At 59.1% G+C, this 18,836-nt stretch carries 10 protein-coding genes and 2 pseudogenes; 1 reads left to right on the forward strand and 11 read right to left on the reverse strand.

Annotation, left to right across the window (positions count from 1 at the left end; all coding sequences use genetic code 11):
- Nucleotides 1-84: 84 nt before the first annotated feature.
- Nucleotides 85-894 (reverse strand): oxepin-CoA hydrolase, alternative type, encoded by an 810-nt coding sequence (locus tag AC1Z3W_RS29430; protein ID WP_483509041.1) that lies wholly within the window; start codon nt 892-894, stop codon nt 85-87.
- Between the two features lie 155 nt (nt 895-1,049).
- On the opposite strand from AC1Z3W_RS29430, the gene AC1Z3W_RS29435 reads away from it, so the two are divergent.
- Nucleotides 1,050-1,271, forward strand: coding sequence for a hypothetical protein (locus AC1Z3W_RS29435; protein WP_483509042.1), 222 nt, complete (start codon nt 1,050-1,052; stop codon nt 1,269-1,271).
- 216 nt (nt 1,272-1,487) lie between these two features.
- Here the strand turns inward: AC1Z3W_RS29435 and sucD are convergent, their stop codons facing one another.
- From sucD to AC1Z3W_RS29485, 10 genes and pseudogenes are all read right to left on the reverse strand, one after another.
- Entirely contained in the window at nt 1,488-2,369 is an 882-nt protein-coding gene (gene sucD / locus AC1Z3W_RS29440) for a succinate--CoA ligase subunit alpha (protein ID WP_483509043.1), read from the reverse strand.
- Between the two features lie 149 nt (nt 2,370-2,518).
- On the reverse strand, nt 2,519-3,685 hold the full coding sequence (gene sucC / locus AC1Z3W_RS29445; RefSeq protein WP_057926652.1) for an ADP-forming succinate--CoA ligase subunit beta: 1,167 nt from the start codon (nt 3,683-3,685) through the stop codon (nt 2,519-2,521).
- A 182-nt stretch (nt 3,686-3,867) separates the two neighbouring features.
- Nucleotides 3,868-5,547, reverse strand: coding sequence for an electron transfer flavoprotein-ubiquinone oxidoreductase (locus AC1Z3W_RS29450; protein ID WP_483509045.1), 1,680 nt, complete (start codon nt 5,545-5,547; stop codon nt 3,868-3,870).
- Nucleotides 5,548-6,426: 879 nt separating this feature from the next.
- Nucleotides 6,427-7,941, reverse strand: a complete 1,515-nt coding sequence (locus AC1Z3W_RS29455) for a 3-hydroxyacyl-CoA dehydrogenase (protein WP_483509046.1) — start codon at nt 7,939-7,941, stop codon at nt 6,427-6,429.
- A 600-nt stretch (nt 7,942-8,541) separates the two neighbouring features.
- Nucleotides 8,542-9,017: pseudogene (locus tag AC1Z3W_RS29460) on the reverse strand (adenine nucleotide alpha hydrolase family protein); the annotation flags it as partial.
- A gap of 137 nt (nt 9,018-9,154) precedes the next feature.
- Entirely contained in the window at nt 9,155-9,943 is a 789-nt protein-coding gene (locus AC1Z3W_RS29465) for an SDR family NAD(P)-dependent oxidoreductase (RefSeq protein WP_483509047.1), read from the reverse strand.
- Between the two features lie 36 nt (nt 9,944-9,979).
- Nucleotides 9,980-11,024, reverse strand: a pseudogene (locus AC1Z3W_RS29470) (IS630 family transposase).
- A gap of 75 nt (nt 11,025-11,099) precedes the next feature.
- Nucleotides 11,100-12,758, reverse strand: a complete 1,659-nt coding sequence (locus AC1Z3W_RS29475) for a long-chain-fatty-acid--CoA ligase (RefSeq protein WP_483509048.1) — start codon at nt 12,756-12,758, stop codon at nt 11,100-11,102.
- Between the two features lie 858 nt (nt 12,759-13,616).
- On the reverse strand, nt 13,617-14,228 hold the full coding sequence (locus AC1Z3W_RS29480) for a TetR/AcrR family transcriptional regulator (protein ID WP_483509049.1): 612 nt from the start codon (nt 14,226-14,228) through the stop codon (nt 13,617-13,619).
- Nucleotides 14,229-15,196: 968 nt separating this feature from the next.
- Entirely contained in the window at nt 15,197-18,628 is a 3,432-nt protein-coding gene (locus AC1Z3W_RS29485; protein WP_483509050.1) for an adenylate/guanylate cyclase domain-containing protein, read from the reverse strand.
- Nucleotides 18,629-18,836: the final 208 nt, after the last annotated feature.

Raw genomic sequence — 18,836 nt, forward strand, 5'->3', positions numbered from 1 at the left:
ACACCCTTGAGCGGGAAATCGATGACCGCAGGCGGTTCGGAACAGACGGTGGTCTTCCCCTGTAGTATGTCGAGTGGCGTACGTTCAGGCCGGCGTGCCGCGCAATTTGATGTAGTCGGGCTGGCGCTTTTCGAGAAAGGCACCAATGCCCTCGCGCGACTCCTCAGTCACTTGCGACTGCACCATGTACAGCGCCTCCAGTTCCAATTGCTGCTCCAGAGTGTTGCGCAGCGCCTGGCGGCACAGGTTCTTGATTCGGGTCATGGCCTGGAAGGGGCCAGAGGCGATCTGACTGGCCAAGGCCACCGCCTCGGCCAGAGCCTGACCAGACTCAGCGAGGCGATTGACCGCACCCAGCGCGTGCAGGCGCGCGCCATCGATGCGTTCGCCCGTGAGGCAGAGTTCCGTCAGCACTTGACGCGATGTGAACTCGGCCAAGAATGTGGTGGCGCCGGCATCTGGCGTCAGTCCCACCTTGACGTAGGCGACCGAGAACACGGACGTCTTCGCAGCCACCAGCATGTCGCAGGCCAAGGCCAATGACATGCCGGCACCAGCAGCTGCCCCCTCGACAGCCGCGACCACGGGCTTGGGGCAGTCGCGCACGCCGCGGATCAGGTCGTGCAGGTCTTCGAGTTTAGTGCGGCGCTCGTCCACGGACAACTCGCGACGCGTGGCCAACTGGCGCAAGTCGCCACCCGCGCAGAAATGACCGCCTTCACCCGTAAGCACGACGGCGCCCACGGTGGGATCGTGAGCCACCTCGCGCAGCGCAGCGGTGACTCCGGCATAGAACTCTGGCAAAAGCGCGTTGCGCGACGCCACATTATTGTTGGACAGTACCAGCACGCTGCCTTCGCGGCGAGTTAGCAGGGCTTGGGTCGTTTCGTTCATGATTCGTCTCTCCTCGTCAGGATTGGCGGTCCAGCTGTGAACCGACAATAGAATTTGACATGGCGGGTTTACGCGCATCAACGACTTGTGTTTTATGCGCGCAGCAACCACCAAAAATACACTTGCCCCAACAATCGCTGGGCGCCGATGGTTGGGTGAACGGCAAGGTCACGCTTAGCGCGCCGCCAATGTTGGCCAACTATTTCCGGGCCTCGCTGGACACCAAGCCAACGTACACCGCGCCGATGTATGGCACCTCGGTACGTCAACCGCCCAGCTCCCTCTGTACGTATCACGACAATGGCACCGTCAGCAACGGGATCGCCGCGGAGGGAGCGCTCGACATCGCCCAGCTGTTCGAACGCGACGGGCAATAGGATGCCGGCGCCGATGGTGCCCATATAGAACGTCGCGAACGATTGCTCGCATCTGCCCGTGGCCGGCGTGCGATCACAACGAATTGCAAGACCACCCAGTCGCATATGCGCCCGGGTCGCCATGGCTCGTCCCTATCGCTAGGCTGCTCGGTTCCTCAGCGCGAATCAAATTACCGGCAAGGTCGGCATTTTCCGCAGGACATCCCAAACGGAAAATTACAGCGCTGCCTTCAGCAGGCGGCCCATTTCCGACGGGTTGCGCGTGACGGTGATGCCGCACGCTTCCATGATTTCCAGCTTCGCTTCGGCCGTATCCGCACCGCCCGAGATCAGCGCGCCGGCGTGGCCCATGCGTTTGCCCGGGGGCGCCGTGACACCCGCGATGAAGCCGACGACCGGCTTCTTCATGTTGTCCTTGATCCACTGAGCGGCGTTGGCTTCGTCCGGACCGCCGATTTCGCCGATCATCACGACCGCATCCGTATCCGGATCGTCGTTGAACATCTTCATCACGTCGATGTGCTTCAGACCGTTGATCGGGTCGCCACCGATACCGACTGCCGACGACTGGCCGAGGCCAAGCGCGGTCAGCTGAGCAACCGCTTCATACGTCAGCGTGCCCGAACGCGACACGACGCCGATGCGGCCCTTGCGGTGGATGTGACCCGGCATGATGCCGATCTTCAGTTCGTCCGGCGTGATCGTGCCCGGGCAGTTCGGCCCGAGCAGCAGCGTCTTGCGGTCTTCGCGACGCATGCGGTCCTTCACTTCGATCATGTCGCGCACGGGAATGCCTTCCGTGATGCAGATCGCGAGATCGAGGTCGGCTTCGACCGCTTCCCAGATCGCAGCAGCAGCGCCTGCCGGCGGAACGTAGATGACCGACACGGTCGCGCCGGTTTCTGCCTTCGCTTCCTTGACACTCGCGTAGATCGGAATGCCTTCGAAATCTTCGCCGGCCTTCTTCGGGTTCACGCCCGCGACGAATGCTTCGCGGCCGTTTGCGTATTCACGGCAGGCGCGCGTATGGAACTGACCGGTTTTGCCGGTAATACCCTGCGTGATGACCTTCGTGTCCTTGTTGATCAGAATCGACATGTATTTTGACCTCTGTTCGATTGGCGTCGCGAGCTAACCGCGCCGCCATGCGTGTTCGTTGAGCGCGCCAAGAAAACGCCGGGCCGCCCCAAGTTTTCTTGACTCCCCCGAGGGGCCTGGCGCGTAGCGCCAGGTCTGGGGGCGCTTCTTTACTTGCCTTCGGCAGCCGCGACGACCTTCTGCGCAGCTTCTTCCATGCTGTCCGCCGAGATGATCGGCAGGCCCGAATCGGCCAGCATCTTCTTGCCGAGGTCCTCGTTCGTGCCCTTCATGCGCACGACGAGCGGCACGTTCAGGTTCACGGCCTTCGAACCGGCGATCACGCCTTCCGCGATCACGTCGCAGCGCATGATGCCGCCGAAGATGTTCACGAGGATCGCCTTCAGATCCGGGTTCTTCAGCATCAGCTTGAACGCTTCGGTGACCTTCTCGGTCGTCGCGCCGCCGCCGACGTCCAGGAAGTTCGCCGGCTCGCCGCCGAACAGCTTGATCGTGTCCATCGTCGCCATCGCGAGGCCTGCGCCGTTCACGAGACAGCCGATGTTGCCGTCGAGCGAGATGTACGCGAGATCGAACTTCGACGCTTCGATTTCAGCCGGATCTTCTTCGTCCAGATCGCGGTACGCGACGATTTCCGGGTGGCGGAACAGCGCGTTCGAGTCGAAGTTGAACTTCGCGTCGAGTGCGATGACCTTGCCGTCGCCGGAAACGTTCAGCGGGTTGATTTCAGCCAGCGACGCGTCGGTTTCCCAGAATGCCTTGTACAGGCCTTGCAGGATCGCGCGCGCTTGCGGAATCGACGCAGCCGGCACGCCGATCTTCGCGGCGAGGTCGTCGGCCTGGGCGTCGAGCAGGCCCGTCGACGGCTCGACGATGACCTTGTGGATCAGTTCCGGGTGCTTTTCGGCAACTTCTTCGATGTCCATGCCGCCTTCGCTCGAACCCATCAGAACGATCTTTTGCGACACGCGATCGACGACGAGGCTGACATACAGTTCCTGCTTGATGTCGGCGCCTTCTTCGATCATCAGACGGTTGACCTTCTGGCCTTCCGGACCGGTCTGGTGCGTGACGAGCTGCATGCCGAGGATCTGGCTCGCGTATTCGCGAACCTGCTCGATCGACTTCGCCACCTTCACGCCGCCGCCCTTGCCACGGCCACCCGCGTGAATCTGAGCCTTCACGACCCAAACCGGGCCGCCGAGCTCTTCTGCCACCTTGACGGCCTCGTCAACCGAGAACGCCGGCTTGCCGCGCGGTACCGCGACTCCGAATTTCCGCAGGATTTCCTTACCCTGGTACTCGTGAATCTTCATGCGTGATTCCTTCGATCTAGGAGTTGAATAGAGCTTCTTGAACCAGTACAGAAGGCAGGCGAACAGGCAGTTCCCGCTCGCTTGTGGGACGTGACATCCCGATTGACAACGTTGTGAAAATGTCCAGACTTGAAAACCGATCCGGCTTTCAAGTATGGTGCCAACGGCTTTCTTTGGTTGCCTTACATGTTCGGGTAGTTCGGCCCGCCACTGCCTTCCGGCGTGACCCACACGATGTTCTGCGTCGGGTCCTTGATGTCGCAGGTCTTGCAGTGCACGCAGTTCTGCGCATTGATCACCAGGCGGTCGCTGCCGTCGTCGTTCTTCACGAACTCGTACACGGCCGCCGGGCAGAAGCGCCCCTCGGGGCCCGCGTACGTGCTCAGATTCACGTTCACCGGCACGCTCGCATCTTTCAGTGTCAGGTGCGCCGGCTGGTTTTCCTCGTGATTCGTGTTCGAGATGAACACCGACGACAGCCGGTCGAACGTCAGCTTGCCGTCCGGCTTCGGATACTCGATCGGCGTGCATTGCGATGCCGGCTTCAGCATCTCGTGGTCAGCATGCTTGTGGTGCAGCGTCCACGGCACGTTGCCGCCCATCACCTTCTGCTCGAGCCCGACCATCAGCGTGCCGAGGTACAGGCCCTTGGCCATCCACTGCTTGAAGTTGCGCGCGCGGTGCAGCTCCGTGTACAGCCACGATTGCTTGAAGGCATCCGGGTACGCGTTGAGCTCGTCGCTCTGACGGCCGGCCTGCACCGCGTCGAATGCGGCGTCGGCCGCCAGCATGCCGGTCTTGATCGCCGCGTGGCTGCCCTTGATCCGCGATGCGTTCAGGAAGCCCGCGTCGTCGCCGATCAGCGCGCCGCCCGGGAATACCGTCTTCGGCAGCGACAGCAGGCCGCCCGCCGTGATCGCGCGCGCGCCGTACGACACGCGCTTGCCGCCTTCGAGGAACGCGCGGATCGACGGATGCGTCTTGTAGCGCTGGAATTCCTCGAACGGCGACAGGTACGGATTCGTGTAGCCGAGGCCCACCACGAAGCCGACCACGACCTGGTTGTTGTCCATGTGATACAGGAACGAACCGCCGTAGGTGTCCGACTTCAGCGGCCAGCCGGCCGTGTGGATCACGAGGCCCGGCTTGTGCTTGGCCGGATCGATTTCCCACAGTTCCTTGATGCCGATCCCGTACGCTTGCGGATCGGCGTTCGCGTCCAGCTTGAACTTCGAGATCAGCTGACGGCCGAGATGGCCGCGGCAGCCTTCGGCGAACAGCGTGTACTTCGCGTGCAGCTCCATGCCGAGCTGGAAGTTCTCGGTCGGCTCGCCGTCCTTGCCCACGCCCATGTTGCCGGTGGCGACGCCTTTGACCGAGCCGTCGTCGTTGTAGAGAATCTCGGCCGCCGGGAAGCCGGGGAAGATCTCGACGCCCAGGGCTTCAGCCTGTGCCCCAAGCCAGCGCGTGACATTGCCCAGCGAAATCACGTAGTTGCCGTGGTTCTGGAAGTTGGCGGGCAGCGCCCAGTTCGGCGTCGTGATCGCGCTCTTCTCGGACAGGAACAGGAAGCGGTCTTCCGTCACCTCGACATCGAGCGGCGCGCCGCGTTCCTTCCAGTCGGGGAACAGTTCGTTGATCGCGCGCGGGTCCATCACCGCGCCCGACAGGATGTGCGCGCCGATCTCGGAACCCTTCTCGAGCACGCACACGCCGATCTCGGCGCCTTTCTCGGCGGCGAGCTGCTTGAGCCGGATCGCAGATGACAGCCCGGCGGGGCCGCCGCCGACAATCACGACATCGTATTCCATGAATTCCCGCTGCTGGAGCGCTTCACTGCGGTCGTCAGATGGATTCGTCATCCGTTTCCTTCAGAAATCAAGTAAGAGAGATTGTCGCGTTTCGAGCGGACAAAGCACGACTCACGGCTATCGAGTGGCGCGGAACCGATCCGGATATCGATCGTGCTCGGCACCCGATGGACACATCACGCATGCGGTTGCGATCCGGGACGCCACATACGACTCCACTGCGCTCAGCAAGCAGATTCCACAGTGCCTTCTGACGAAAACTGTTCAAGAACACGCAACAGGTCGGCTTCGCTTGGCCGTGTTCCCCACTGGCTCCCGGCGGCGCATGACGCGACGATCATCCACGAGTCGGGCGGAAAGAATTCATGCGAAACTACGCCGCCGGACATAATGCGGAGTCGACCTGTATTCAAGTGAAACTCGGCCGTTAGCGACGAATCACCGAGACGTTTTTCTACGAGCGCTGGTTTGAACATGTTTTCCCCGATCATCTTGACGCACGATCCATGGTGAGTTGGGCGGCGAGCCCTCAAAAATGCGTCGCTGGCACGACACGGTCACATCGGCGACGCGCTTCACTAGCCACGAGGAGCCGGGCTGCCCTTCGATACTCGACCCGCAGAGACAGCTGCCGAAAATGCGTGTCTGTCGCCGCCGCCTTCGCGCCTGTTCCGCGCAGCCAGTCGCAACGGACTTCCCGCCTTTTCGAGTAGACGCTCGAGATGTCGACGATCACCCCGATATTCGCCGGTTCGTCGCCCTCAGCGGCGAACGATGCCGAGGAGGCAAAGCAAAAGCCGACGCAGCTCCGAAATTGGCCAACCGATTCATCTTGCGGCTCCGTGGTTGTCGTGTTGCAACGGCCATCGCATCTGCCCTTGTGGCTCCGCCGCCAATCGGCATGAAGCATTCGTGGTCTCCCCGCGCGGTTTAGCCCGCTCGATCCGCCGTATTCAGCGGCAACCCCAGTTTGGCGCGACGAATCAGCCATGGCGATGGTCGATACCGCTGATCCCCGAAAGTCTCGTGGAGCCCCTGCAGGATTTCTAGCACGCGTTTGGCACCGAGCCGGTCGCCCCATTCGAACGGACCGAGCGGGTAGCCGAGTCCGAGACGCACTGCAGCGTCGATGTCTTCCGGAGACGAAATGCCTTGCTGGGCCATTTCGCATGCCAGATTGACAATGCAGGCCACCACGCGAGTCGCGACGTAGCCGGGCGAATCGGCGATAACGAACGTCGGGATCGATTGCGCGGCGAACACCGCGCGCGCAGCCTCCACGGTCGTGGCGACAGTGCCCGGACAGATCATCACGGTCACGCCGGCAGGGCCGAAGAAGACCGGGTCGACCGCAACCACCTTGCTCGGCTCGAGGCCAAGATCCGCAGCGGTCGATGCCAGATCGGCTCCGAGAGGCGCGAGGATCACTACATCGGCCTTGGTGGCATCGGTCGTCCGGTTACCCTTGGGCAGAAGCCCCGCGACCGATTCGGGCAGCGCAGATGCGCCTTCCGTCGGCCACCACAACGTCACGTCGTCGAATGTCGCCGACGGTTGCGGAATCGGCGTGGTAGCGGCGCCCTTGTCGGCATAGTTGTAAAATCCCTGTCCGGTCTTGCGCCCCAGCAGGCCGGCGAGCAGTCGGGTGCGAGCGAACGCAACCGGACGATAGCGGTCGTCGCCATAGTACTGCGCATGTATCGATTCCATGACGGGAACAGAGACGTCGAGGCCGGTCAGATCCAGCAATTCGAATGGCCCCATTCGGAAACCCGCGCAGTTGCGCAGGATCGCATCCAGAACGTGATGCTCGGCGGCCCGCTCGGCCAGCAGCTTGAGGCCTTCGGTTACAAACGCCCGGCCAGCGTGGTTGACGACGAATCCCGGCGAGTCCGGCACGACGACCGCACGATGACCGATTCGTTGCGAAAGCGCTGACAACGCCTGGACAACTTCTGTCGCCGTGCGCGGCGCCTGTACGACTTCGACCAGCCGCATTCTCTGCACCGGATTGAAGAAGTGCCAACCGGCCACCCTTTCCGGATAAGTGCAACCCGCCGCGATCTCGGTCACGCTCAGCGAAGACGTGTTCGTTGCGAGGATACAATTGGGCTTAACAATTGACTCGAGCTCGCGCAACAGATTTTGCTTGATCTCCAGCCTCTCGACGACGGCTTCGACGACGAGCTCGCAATCTCCCATATTCGTCAGAGCGCCGGCAGGCTGAATCCTTTGCATAGCCGCATCTGCGTCGACCTGTTCGAGCTTACCCCTTGCGACCGCTTGCATCAGGTCCTCGCGCATGAAGTCGATTGCACGCGTCACCGCTCCATCAGCCGCGTCGAATAACTGTACGGTGCAACCGGCTGCCGCGCAAACTTGGGCGATGCCGCGCCCCATTGCACCTGCGCCAACGACCCCCACTCTCGACAAATCCTTTCCCAATCTGGAGTCCTCAAAGTTCAAGTTTTCGCTCACCCGCTACGCGTTGGCGTAGTCAAGATATTTGCATTGTTGTGTCAATGCGGGAGGAACGACCGCCCGGGCTCACTGGCGACATGCGTGTCCAGGAGTCGATCGTCACCTGTTGCGTCGTCAAGCGTGCGTGCCGTCCGCAAGCGATTCCCGCGCGATTGATAGATTGTGATCCAGATATCGTGAGCTACCGATCGCAGGTCGCCTTATCGACGGGGGAAATACGTACCAAGGTCCGTCGTCCAGACGGAAAAACTTGATGGAGAGCGGCCCGGATGGTCAACTGACTTCGATACATACACATCTCCAGCGCCGCTCGATGGACTTACCAATGCGCATGAGACAGATACTCGCCAGCGTGTCCAGTCCCAACCATCTCGATTACACTTCGCATCGATCGTATTCGCAGTCGTTGGAGTTCTCCCGCCAATGAGCTGCTCTCGCCGCACAGACGCATCGTTTGCGCGAACGGATTGCCGTTCCGATCCCGGTGTGCCGTCAGTACGCCTGCGCAACCAACACGGGTGCGCATACAAGAGGAATTACGTCTCTGGAATTTCCACGGGTCAGCACATTCTCGTAAACCGTTCCCTTACTGTCGGCGATCGTCACCTCCGTCGCGAACGTCGTATGCGGCAGACCCGCGAGCGCCGCCTGCATATGGCTAGTTTGGTTCGGATCGTCGTCGATCGCCTGCTTGCCAAGGATGGTCAGCTGCGGCTGCTCGCTGCCAACCAGCGCCTTCATGATCTTCACGACCATGAGCGGATCAACGCCATCGTTCGATTCGACTAGAATCGCGCGATCCGCGCAGATCGCCGGCGCTGGACGCTGCGTTTCCTGCGCCGCGCCACACCAACCGAAATCGCGACCACTTCGGTCCCGACGCCCCCTTCCTTCCGGCGCACCGCCTCTTCCACCGCAATCTCGTCGAACGAGTTTTTCGACATCTTCACTTTCGCGATGTCGATGCCAGTGCCGTTCAACTTCGCTCCCACTTTAGCGTTTGCATCTACGACCCGCTTAACGCCAACCCAATTCTTCACCAGCCGCCTCCCTTTACGCGTTGAATTACTATTGAATCGCGTACCAGCCGATAGCGTGCGTCTAGACTTGATTGCCGCGCCATCGAGCGGCCAAACGACGCTTTGCCTCATCGTCGACTTACCTCTGCTTGCGCCCACTACGTCGCGAGCATTCCGCCATCAACCGGAAGCGTCACGCCGTTCACGTAGCTCGCCATGGAAGAGGCGAGAAAGACCGCGGGCCCAGCCAGTTCGGCGGCGCGCCCCATACGTCCCATGGACGTACGTCGCAATAGCGCGCCGGATCGTGCGGAGTCGGCACGCGTCGCGTCAGTCATCGGGGTTTCAATCGGGCCCGGAGCCAAGCAATTCACTCGAATTCCATCGGCAGCGAGGTCTACAGACATGGTCTGTGTCAACAGCTTTAATGCTGCCTTTGAGCTTGAGTATCCAAGACAATCGGCGTGTGCGACGAACGCAGCCGCGGAGGCGACATTTATGATCGTACCCTTCGTGCGACGCAACGCGGGCAACCAAGCGTGTATGGTATTGAAGCAACCGAACAGATTTACGTCCATTACACGCCGAATTATGCGATGCGCGTCTGGACTGTCTACGCCTTCTCGAATAATGATCCCGGCATTGTTCACCAACACATCAATTTCGCCAATTTCAGAACTGACAAAATCGGCTAACGACTTGACTTCCCCGACATCCGTCACATCCAGAGGAAAAGCCCAGGCTCTTCCACCATTCGCGCGAATTATTTCGGTTTCTTCAACACACGAATCCACTTCTCGATCAACAAGTATTACGGACGCTCCTTCATTTGCATAACCCTGCGCGATTGCAAGTCCGATTCCCCGCCCCGCCCCGGTAACAAGTGCGAGACGCCCATCAAGCAAACCCGATCCCATTTTTCCTCCCATCACAAGAATGAAAGCCATTTAGTCTACTGTCATGGCAGTTTATTTGATCCGGCATCAACGAACTTGAATCAAGCCGCAGTGAATCGGCTCATGTTCAAAGTATTTGCGAATCCGCTGCGGCTGCCGTTGCACGCTACGCAGGTGACTGACGGTAGCCTTGACCAGCTGCTGCTTGGTGCGCGGGTACGACGTTGGTCACGGCCTGCTTCAGGTCCGCATTGGCCATTTCGTCAGGATTGAGTTCCGGGCTATAGCTCGGAAGATAAAAGACCTCAATATGCTGCCGGTTGGCCGCCAACCAGGCCTTCACCGGCGTGGCATGCTGCACTCTCAAGTTGTCCAGGATCAGAAAGATCTTCTTCGGTGCATTGCGAATCACCCGGCGCATAAAGTCGATCAGAATGTCCGCGTTGAGGGCGCCATCGACGACCTTCCAGCGCATCACGCCCTTGTTCGTCACTGTGGAGATCGACGACAGGCCGTGGCGCTTGTTCGCCACCTTCGCCACAGGCGTCTTGCCTTTGGGCGCATAGCTTCGCCCCCAGACATCGTCGCCGCGCAATCCGCTTTCGTCGCCCCAGTGGATCTCGGCGCCGTCAGCCTTGGCACGCGTGGCAATGGTCGGGTAGTCGTGCTCCAGCCATTTCTTTACCGCCGCGGGTGACTGCTTGTAGGCCTTTTTCATCGGCTTTTTCGGCGTGAAGCCCCAGCGCGACAAGTACAGCCCCACGGTCTGTACCGACAGACGAATCCCGAAGCATTGTTCAATCAACTGTCTCACCGCCGCGCGTGTCCATAGCGCGCAGGGCATCTCCAATTGATCCGGCATCTTGTCCACGATCATTTGGCGCACCAGCAACTCCTGCGTCCGGTCGAGCACGCGGCCCTGGCCGGATTGACGTCCGGCCGGCGCCTCGCGCAGTGCCTTCGCTCCGCGCTCTTCATGCCGCTTGCAGATGTTGAACACGCCTGTGCGGCTCAGCCCGGTCAATTGGGCAATTTCGTCGTACGTGCGGCCCGCCTTGCGCAGCCGGATCACCTGAACTCGTCTCTCGTGCCGCGCGTCTGGCGACAGCGATCTCATATCAGTCGTGTTTATCGCTTTCATATCAGGACGCATCCGGGAATTTCAAGTTCGTTTAAACCGAATTAATAGTGTCTCCCTAACGGACAGCTATCTTTCGTCTGCTTGCACAGTGTCGGTTGGGAGTCGATATCCGCTGAATGTCTCGCGCAAGACGACTTTCTGAAGTTTTCCTGTCGCTGTATGAGGCAGGGATTCGACAAAGACCACATCATCCGGAATCCACCATTTTGCAATTTTGTCAAGCATAAAACTTAGGATTTCGTCAGATGTCACACTGGCTCCTTGCTTTTTCACTACAATCAAAAGAGGCCTTTCTTGCCACCGACTATGAGCCACTCCAATGACCGCCGCTTCCTCGACGGCCGGATGGCTGACCGCAACATTTTCGAGATCGATAGAGGAAATCCACTCACCGCCCGATTTGATGACATCCTTCGATCGATCGGTTATTCGCAGGAAACCGTCAGGATCGATCGTCGCGACGTCCCCGGTGGCAAACCACCCGTCCGCGCTCCACGCCGAGTCGTCTTGATTTTTGTAGTAAGCGGAGGCAATCCAAGGCCCCCTGACTTTTAACTGCCCTCCCGTCTTGCCGTCCTGCAGCATCCGTCGACTGTTGTCGTCGAATACGGCGATTTCAACGCCATACATTGCGCGCCCCTGAAGGGTCTGCAAATCAAATCGGCGTTCAATTGGAAGTGATTCGTGCTTCGCCAGCAGTGTACCGACCGTTCCAACCGGACTCGTCTCGCTCATCCCCCACGCTTGAATCACAAATGCCCCGAAGTACCGCTCGAACTTTTCGACGATAACTCGTGGAGCCGCAGATCCACCAACAACTACACGCTTTAGCCGGATGTCCTGTCGACGCTTAATTTCGACTCTCTCTACGTAGTCGAAAAGGGAAAGCCATACGGTTGGTACACCCAACGTAATGGTGCATCGCTCATCCTCAAGCAGCCCATATATATGTTCACCACCTAGCCATGGCCCTGGGAGCACGAGTTTCGCGCCAGACATCGCGGCGGCGTAGGGAATTCCCCATGCGTTGACGTGAAACATCGGTACAACGAGCAGAACGCTATCTCTCGCCGAGACCGCAAATCCGTCCGCTGCGCAAACATTGAACGAGTGCAGGACGCTCGAGCGATGGCTGTACAGAACCCCCTTGGGGTTGCCCGTTGTTCCGGACGTGTAGCACAGAGACGCCGCAGTGTTCTCGTCGAAGTGCGGCCAAACAAAATTCGACTCCGCGCCGTTAATCAGTTCCTCATAACACAACAACGCACGTTCCGTGTTCTCGGGCATCTGGTCGGGCTGACACAGTGCGACAAATTCCTCTACGTTTGGACACTGCGCCGCTATCTCATCGATCAATCCGGAGAAACTCGTGTCAAAGAAAACGTAGCGACTCTCTGAATGATTGAGGATATAGACGACCTGTTCAACGAACAGACGCGGATTGATCGTAGTCAGAACCGCTCCCATGCCCGCGATGCCGAAGTACAGCTCCAGATGGCGATGTGTGTTCCAAGCCAATGATGCAACACGATCTCCAGGCGCGATACCAAGTGCACTGACGACGTTTGCGACGCGCTTCGCACGAACAAGCACATCACGCCACGTGTAACGATGCTCGCTTCCGTCAACGAGGCGTGAAACGATCTCGCGATCCCCATGATGGGTGGCAGCATGCTCAATGAGGGTCGAGATCAGTAGCTGGCTTTGCTGCATGAGTCCATTCATGCATGCTCCTTTTGTTTCATGCTGGTCATTGGTTGTGCGACAGCATTATTTTACCTGCCGCCCGGTAAGGTTAGGTGCCAGCGTACTACGGACAACGCCGGAGGGCAAGGATCGTCGACTACATCGCGACTAGGGATAACACCAACCCGAGAATGCAGGCCGGCGCGCGGGAACTGAAGCAGAGGGTCACAAATAGCAACGCTATCCGGTCATGGCAGGCGATTCTGTGGTGCTATATAGCCGCATGGATGGCCGGCATCAAAGCGGATGCGAGAATTGATAACGCGTAGTCGACTGGGAATAGGCTAAAGCTGGGACAGCCGTTAAGCCCGCGACATCGACGTTCGAGGAAAGATGGTTCGAATGTACTCGTGCCCCGGCTCGCCGATTGCCGGGGCGGCGACGGATCACGCCGCTAACCAGCGGCTATTTCGCGGGTAGATCATGTGCGGGGCGCAGGAAATGAATCGGCTGGGGGCATTGCATAAATCGGCGCGATCAGATAGCCCCATCAAGCGATATCCCCGCCCGCGCCCCACCGTGCGAGTCCGCGTCACCGAAGCGTCTACACCGATCTTTGCACGAGCAGGCATACGGCCTATTGAACTCGCGCACCTGGCGGCACGGGCATGGCTGCTGGTGCTCGCGCCGCATGGGTACCTGCACCCTGGCGTCGAGGCAAACTTGAAGCAGCGAGTCTTGAAATACTGGCGGTGATTAAGGCGATTTCATTGTTCTCATATGCCACTGTCACCAGGCCGATCCGCTATAAATATGTCGGTAATTGCATATGTTGAGTGCTGCATGCTGGAAAGAATTCAGTGAAGGCGCGCCCGACAATCCCACCGTGGCGCGGGATCATGCTTTCCTTTTCCTGCCGCGACCGATCTTCTCTGGCGAAATCACACCGAACAGAACCATATCGACGTATTCTGCGACAATCTCAGGTACCGAGAGTCGGCCGCCAGGTCGGTGCCAGCGAGCCACTTGATTGAGCGCGGCCAACAGCAGTCGTGTGGCGAGCGAAGGATCCACTTGTCGAAAGACTCCTTCCTTGACCCCGTCTTCGATGCAACGACGAAGTAAACCCTCGTACAAATCGCGCTGCGCCAAAGCGGTTGTCCGGTCACCGATGCTGCCCTGCCAAAACGCATTGGATGAGGCCATCCATTCATCGCGCCTTTCCTCGAGAAACTGTGCCGACGCAGCCATGAACGCACGCACGCGCTCTGTCGGCGTGCCAGCACCCGAAACCGCCGCCTCGACCGTTTCGACCAACGAAGCCATTGAAGCAACGACAACCTTCTCGAGCAGGGCATCCTTATTAGGGAAATGATAGTAAAGGGCGGCCTTAGTGATCTGTGCTTCTTCTGCAATATCTCGTAGAGACGTGCCCTCATAGCCCTTGGCCGCGAACAGGCGACGCGCAATGCTTAAGAGTTGTGCAGGTCGGTCGACTTCAGTAGTCATGGCACTCCAAAAATTATAAATCATGGCCCAACTATCGACCGCAACCAATCGGCCGGTCGGTAAGTACCCTGCAGCATATAACGCCCTCCCACCCGGCGCAAGCCCTAGCCCTCGCACAGCCTGCCACCCGGTACATTCCTTTCCCGCAATCAAATTGGATTCCATCGCGAAAGGCCCTTTCTCGCCAACGACGCGCAAAGGTCCACCGCCTCCCCGAGGTACCCACCCCATGCCGCGAGAGACCGCTCTATTGGGCCAACAGGCGATACTTGGCGCGCACAATTCCCCACGAATCCCAGTCCATTTGACTTGGTAAGCATGATCACGTGCAGTCGATTACTATTTCCCGTTTGTAAGTGTTATTAACTCCATATCGAGAGTCGTGACAGTCGCTGGTCTTACGCAATGTGTGGAAGATCCCCGAATTTCCCCAGAACTGTCGAACGAAAATTCCCCATCCTGTTTGGACGGCGAACAGCCGATGATTCGATCGGTATGGCTCCTTCGTGAGCGGTCCGGTTTCCAGCGAACCAGTTCTGCGGGGGCGGGTTTCAGGGAAAACGGGCGATTGCGCAGATGGTCCGGCAGCAAATCGGCGTGCTCGCACACGCGGTACGATACGCCTTCGATTCATATGACGATTGCGTGGTGGTAAGATGCCGGTCGAGCAGCGCCGCGGCAACCACGCAGTCGCCAAACACTTCGCCCAACTCACCAAAGTTGCAACGTGAGGATGATCGCGCAGCGTTCGTGGCGGGCGTTGGCGAGCCGGAACAACAGTTGCCGCCGGCCATGTAAGCGCCAAGCAGCTTGGCCGGTCAAGAGGATTTGTCGCCACTCGCCGTTACCTCGTGACCACCCCAGGTGCCTCCAGTACCAGCCTCCACGACGACATGGGCGAGACGAACGACAGGGGCAGCACGGCTCCTTCAGGCGAATCAACGCACACTGAGAAAGTACAGTGCCGGTCACTTGCTACGCAGTTCCCCGAGCAGCATCTCCGCTTGCCGTAACTCAATGGTCTCAAAGCCCTCCGTGAAAGAGCTATGGACTGCGGCGACAATCTGTCGGGCAGCATTAGCATTGTGCTGCCCTTGCCATAGGCGGGCTAGGCTTAGCGTCGCTCGCAACTCCAATGACTTGGCGCCCAGATCACGCGCGATCGCAATAGCTTTTTGAAAGCAAGCTTCCGATGTTTCACTGCGGGCAGAACCTTTGATGAGGTCGTTCGATTCGTCAACCAATATTTCGCCCTTGAGTCGATGTAGTTCCGGTTCGTAATAGCGTTCGCCGGATTTCTGTGTCACATCCAGCGCCTCATTGAGCAACTCCAGCGCTGCGTCGGCATGACCCGCGCGCGCATGGGTCTCCGCTAGGAGGCCTAGAAAGTAAGACCGCCCCAGTTGAGCCCCCGTGGCCTGATAAGCGGTCAGTCCATCACGTATCTGTGCTATCGCCTCCGCGCCGCAGTGCCGCCGGGACAGTGCCCAACCTTGAAGGATAGTTCCCCAAGCAAAATGGAATGGAAACCCATATTCGGTCGAAAGTGCGATGATGGCGTCGGCACAATCTTTAGTTAATTGCACATCCTGGCGCACCTGATGGAGTTCGGCGAGAATCGCCAAGGTCTGAGCGAGACCAAGAGGTTGCCCCAAAGCTCGAGCCCGATCGAGCGCCTCGTGGCTTCGTTTGATGGCCTGATTCGGGTAGCCCAGGTACCACAGGACCAAGGCCAATGCGCTTCGAGCATGTGTCTGCGGAACCCACCCATAGAGCAACGACTCACTGCCTGCTTGGTCGACATCCCGCGTTGTATCGGATAGCTCCAGATGGGTACGTGCTCTCTCGAGTTCGCCCAAACGGAATAAGGTCGTCCCCAGTAGAACATGAGCTTCCGTCAGGAACCCCGGATTCTGTGCGCTTTCCGCAAGCGTGACTAACCGCTCCCCCAGCTCTTTTGCGGTCTCGTATTCCCCCCGCAATTGATAAAATGTCCGCAGACCAAGATGCACCGGGAAAAGGCGCGGGGTCTCCCCAACATTTCTGCACAGTGTCAGTGTGCGAGTGTAGGTCGCCTCAACCTCCGGCGCGGCATAACCTCTGGTGGCCATCAAGGCCGGGCCCATCACAAGTTGTATCTCGAGCTCCTGGCGATCGCGGTCAGGCGTATCTGGCAGGCGATTGAGCAGTTCGAGCCCCTTGCTGAGCTGGCGGATCGCATCCAGATTCGCGGACCGTTTAAGGGCTTGTTTCCCCGCACGGTGCAGATACTCTACGGCTTTAGGGATGTTACCGCTCAGGCCGTAATGGTGAGCCAACTCGCTCCAATAGTCCTTCAGCCGACTATGGAAAAGTGCCTCGATGGCTTGGGCGGTGCGTTCGTGTAACACGGTGCGCCGCTCCATGAGCACCGAGTTGCCGGCAACCTCCTGTGTCAATGCGTGCTTGAACGCATACTCTACCTCGGGGAACGTCGGCCGCTCGAAAATAAATTCTCCGGCCTCAAGGTGAGAAAGAAGAGCCCGCAATTTGTCCTCAGGCTGCGCGACGACCTGCAGGATTAAACTAAATGGGAATTCCTTGCCAATAATGGCAAGGGTTTGTAGCAGCTCCTTTTCCGCCGCAGGCAGACGGTCCATGCGGGCCGCGAGCACCCCTTGTACCGTGGTGGGGATATGAAGTGCCCCGGGAATTTTTTCGATCCGATAGTGACCTGGTTCACCAAGCAGCGATCGTTCCTCGGCCAATGTCTGGACCACCTCTTCCATAAAAAGCGGGTTGCCCTCTGTCTTCTCGAGGATAAGCGACTTCAGCGTAGCGAGGCAGGGGTCATTGCCGAGCAGTGCGCTCAGCAGTCCTTGAGCCTCGACAGGCCTCAGCGGGTCGAGTCGCAATTGAGTGTAGTAGCTCTTGCGCCCCCAGCCGAGCTGATATTCCGGGCGAAAGTTCACGAGAAGCAGAATCCGGGCGTTCGGCAGACGTTCGATCAAGAACCCGAGAAAAGCCTCCGTTTCGTCGTCCAGCCATTGTAAATCCTCAAATACAAGTTCGAGCGGCTCACCAAGGCTTTCGCGCATGAGCATGCGCGCGATTGCGTCAAACGTGCGCTGGCGTCGAACTTGAGCGTCCATCTGCGCTAGGGTCGAATTAGGATCGCTGATCCCCAGCAGATAGAGCAGGTACGGCACAACGCCTTCCAGACTGCGCTCCAGCATGAGTACCTTGGCCATCACTTTTTCGCCGCACCTTCGTTCATCATCCTGGGGACTGATTTCGAAGTAATTCATCAGTAGCTCGATCAGCGGCAGATACGCGAAGGACTTGCCATGTGAGACCGAAAATGTCTCCACTACCAAACAATCTCGCTGCGAGCGCTCCTTGAACTCGTGGAACAATCGCGATTTCCCGACCCCCGCTTCGCCCACGACGCCGACAATCTGCCCGTGTCCGGCCTTGACCTGTTCGAACGCTCGATGCAGCAGTCCCAACTCCGACTGGCGGCCTACGAACCTTGCCAGGCCGCGCCGCTCGGCCACTTGCAAACGCGTGCGCAAGGGTCCTAGGCCAAGTACCTCAAAGACAGCAAGGGGCTCCGGGACGCCTTTGATCGGCGTCGCCCCCAATGGCTTGAATTCGAAATATCCTTCAGCCAGCTTATGAGTGGACTCGCTTACGAGGATCGACGAGGGCGTAGCAATCGCCTCCATCCGAGAGGCAATATTGATCGTGTGACCTACCGGGTCGTAGTCCGTGCGCAGGTCGTCCTTGCGAATCGAACGCACGACCACCTCCCCGGTGTGGATGCCCACTCGAATCTGCAACGGAATGCCCAGTTCGAGGCGAATGCGATCACTGTGGCGACGCATTGCGTCTTGCATGCGCAGCGCCGCATAAAGCGCGCGCTGGGGATGATCTTCGTTGGCGAGTGGCGCGCCAAACAGGGCCAGAATTCCATCACCCAGGGATTTGGCCACGAAACCTTCGTAGTGGTGTACGGCCTCCATCATCAGTTCGACGACGGGAGCGATCAGTCGATGAGCCTCTTCGGGATCCAGATCATGAATGAGTGCGGTCGAGCCGGCCATGTCGGCGAACAGCGCAGTGATGGTCTTACGTTCACCCGCGGTTTCACCCCTAGCCTCCGCAGCCGCCTGCTCGGCAAGGATGCGTTCCGCGAGGTGTGCAGGGGTGTAATGAATGGGCGCGGGAATCGTAGTTTCACGGAGCACCGGCGCCGCTTTCGATGACTCGCTCCAGGGCGAGCCACACTCGCCGCAGAATTTTGCGGTTGGGCTCAGTTCATTTCCACAGTTTGCACAGATCCTCGGAAATCTGGCTCCGCATTGCTCGCAAAATTTGGTTCCAGCGGGATTCTCGAACCCGCAATTTGTGCATCGCATATAGCCTCGCGACCTTCTCGCCGCCCTTCCGGACAATTAGAGGCTTAATCTCTTGCCGCATCAAGATGCGTTTCTTGGGCCGGCTCTCCTCTCGAGACGACCTACTCCCTGTCTCCTCGAACGTGATTCGAAAGCAGTTGATGGCGATAGTGCCCCGGACAAAAGCTAGTGTGAGCGGAAGCAATTGCGTTCTCAAGTTCGTCGGTAG

The organism is Burkholderia sp. 10_S31 (genome assembly GCF_056930375.1).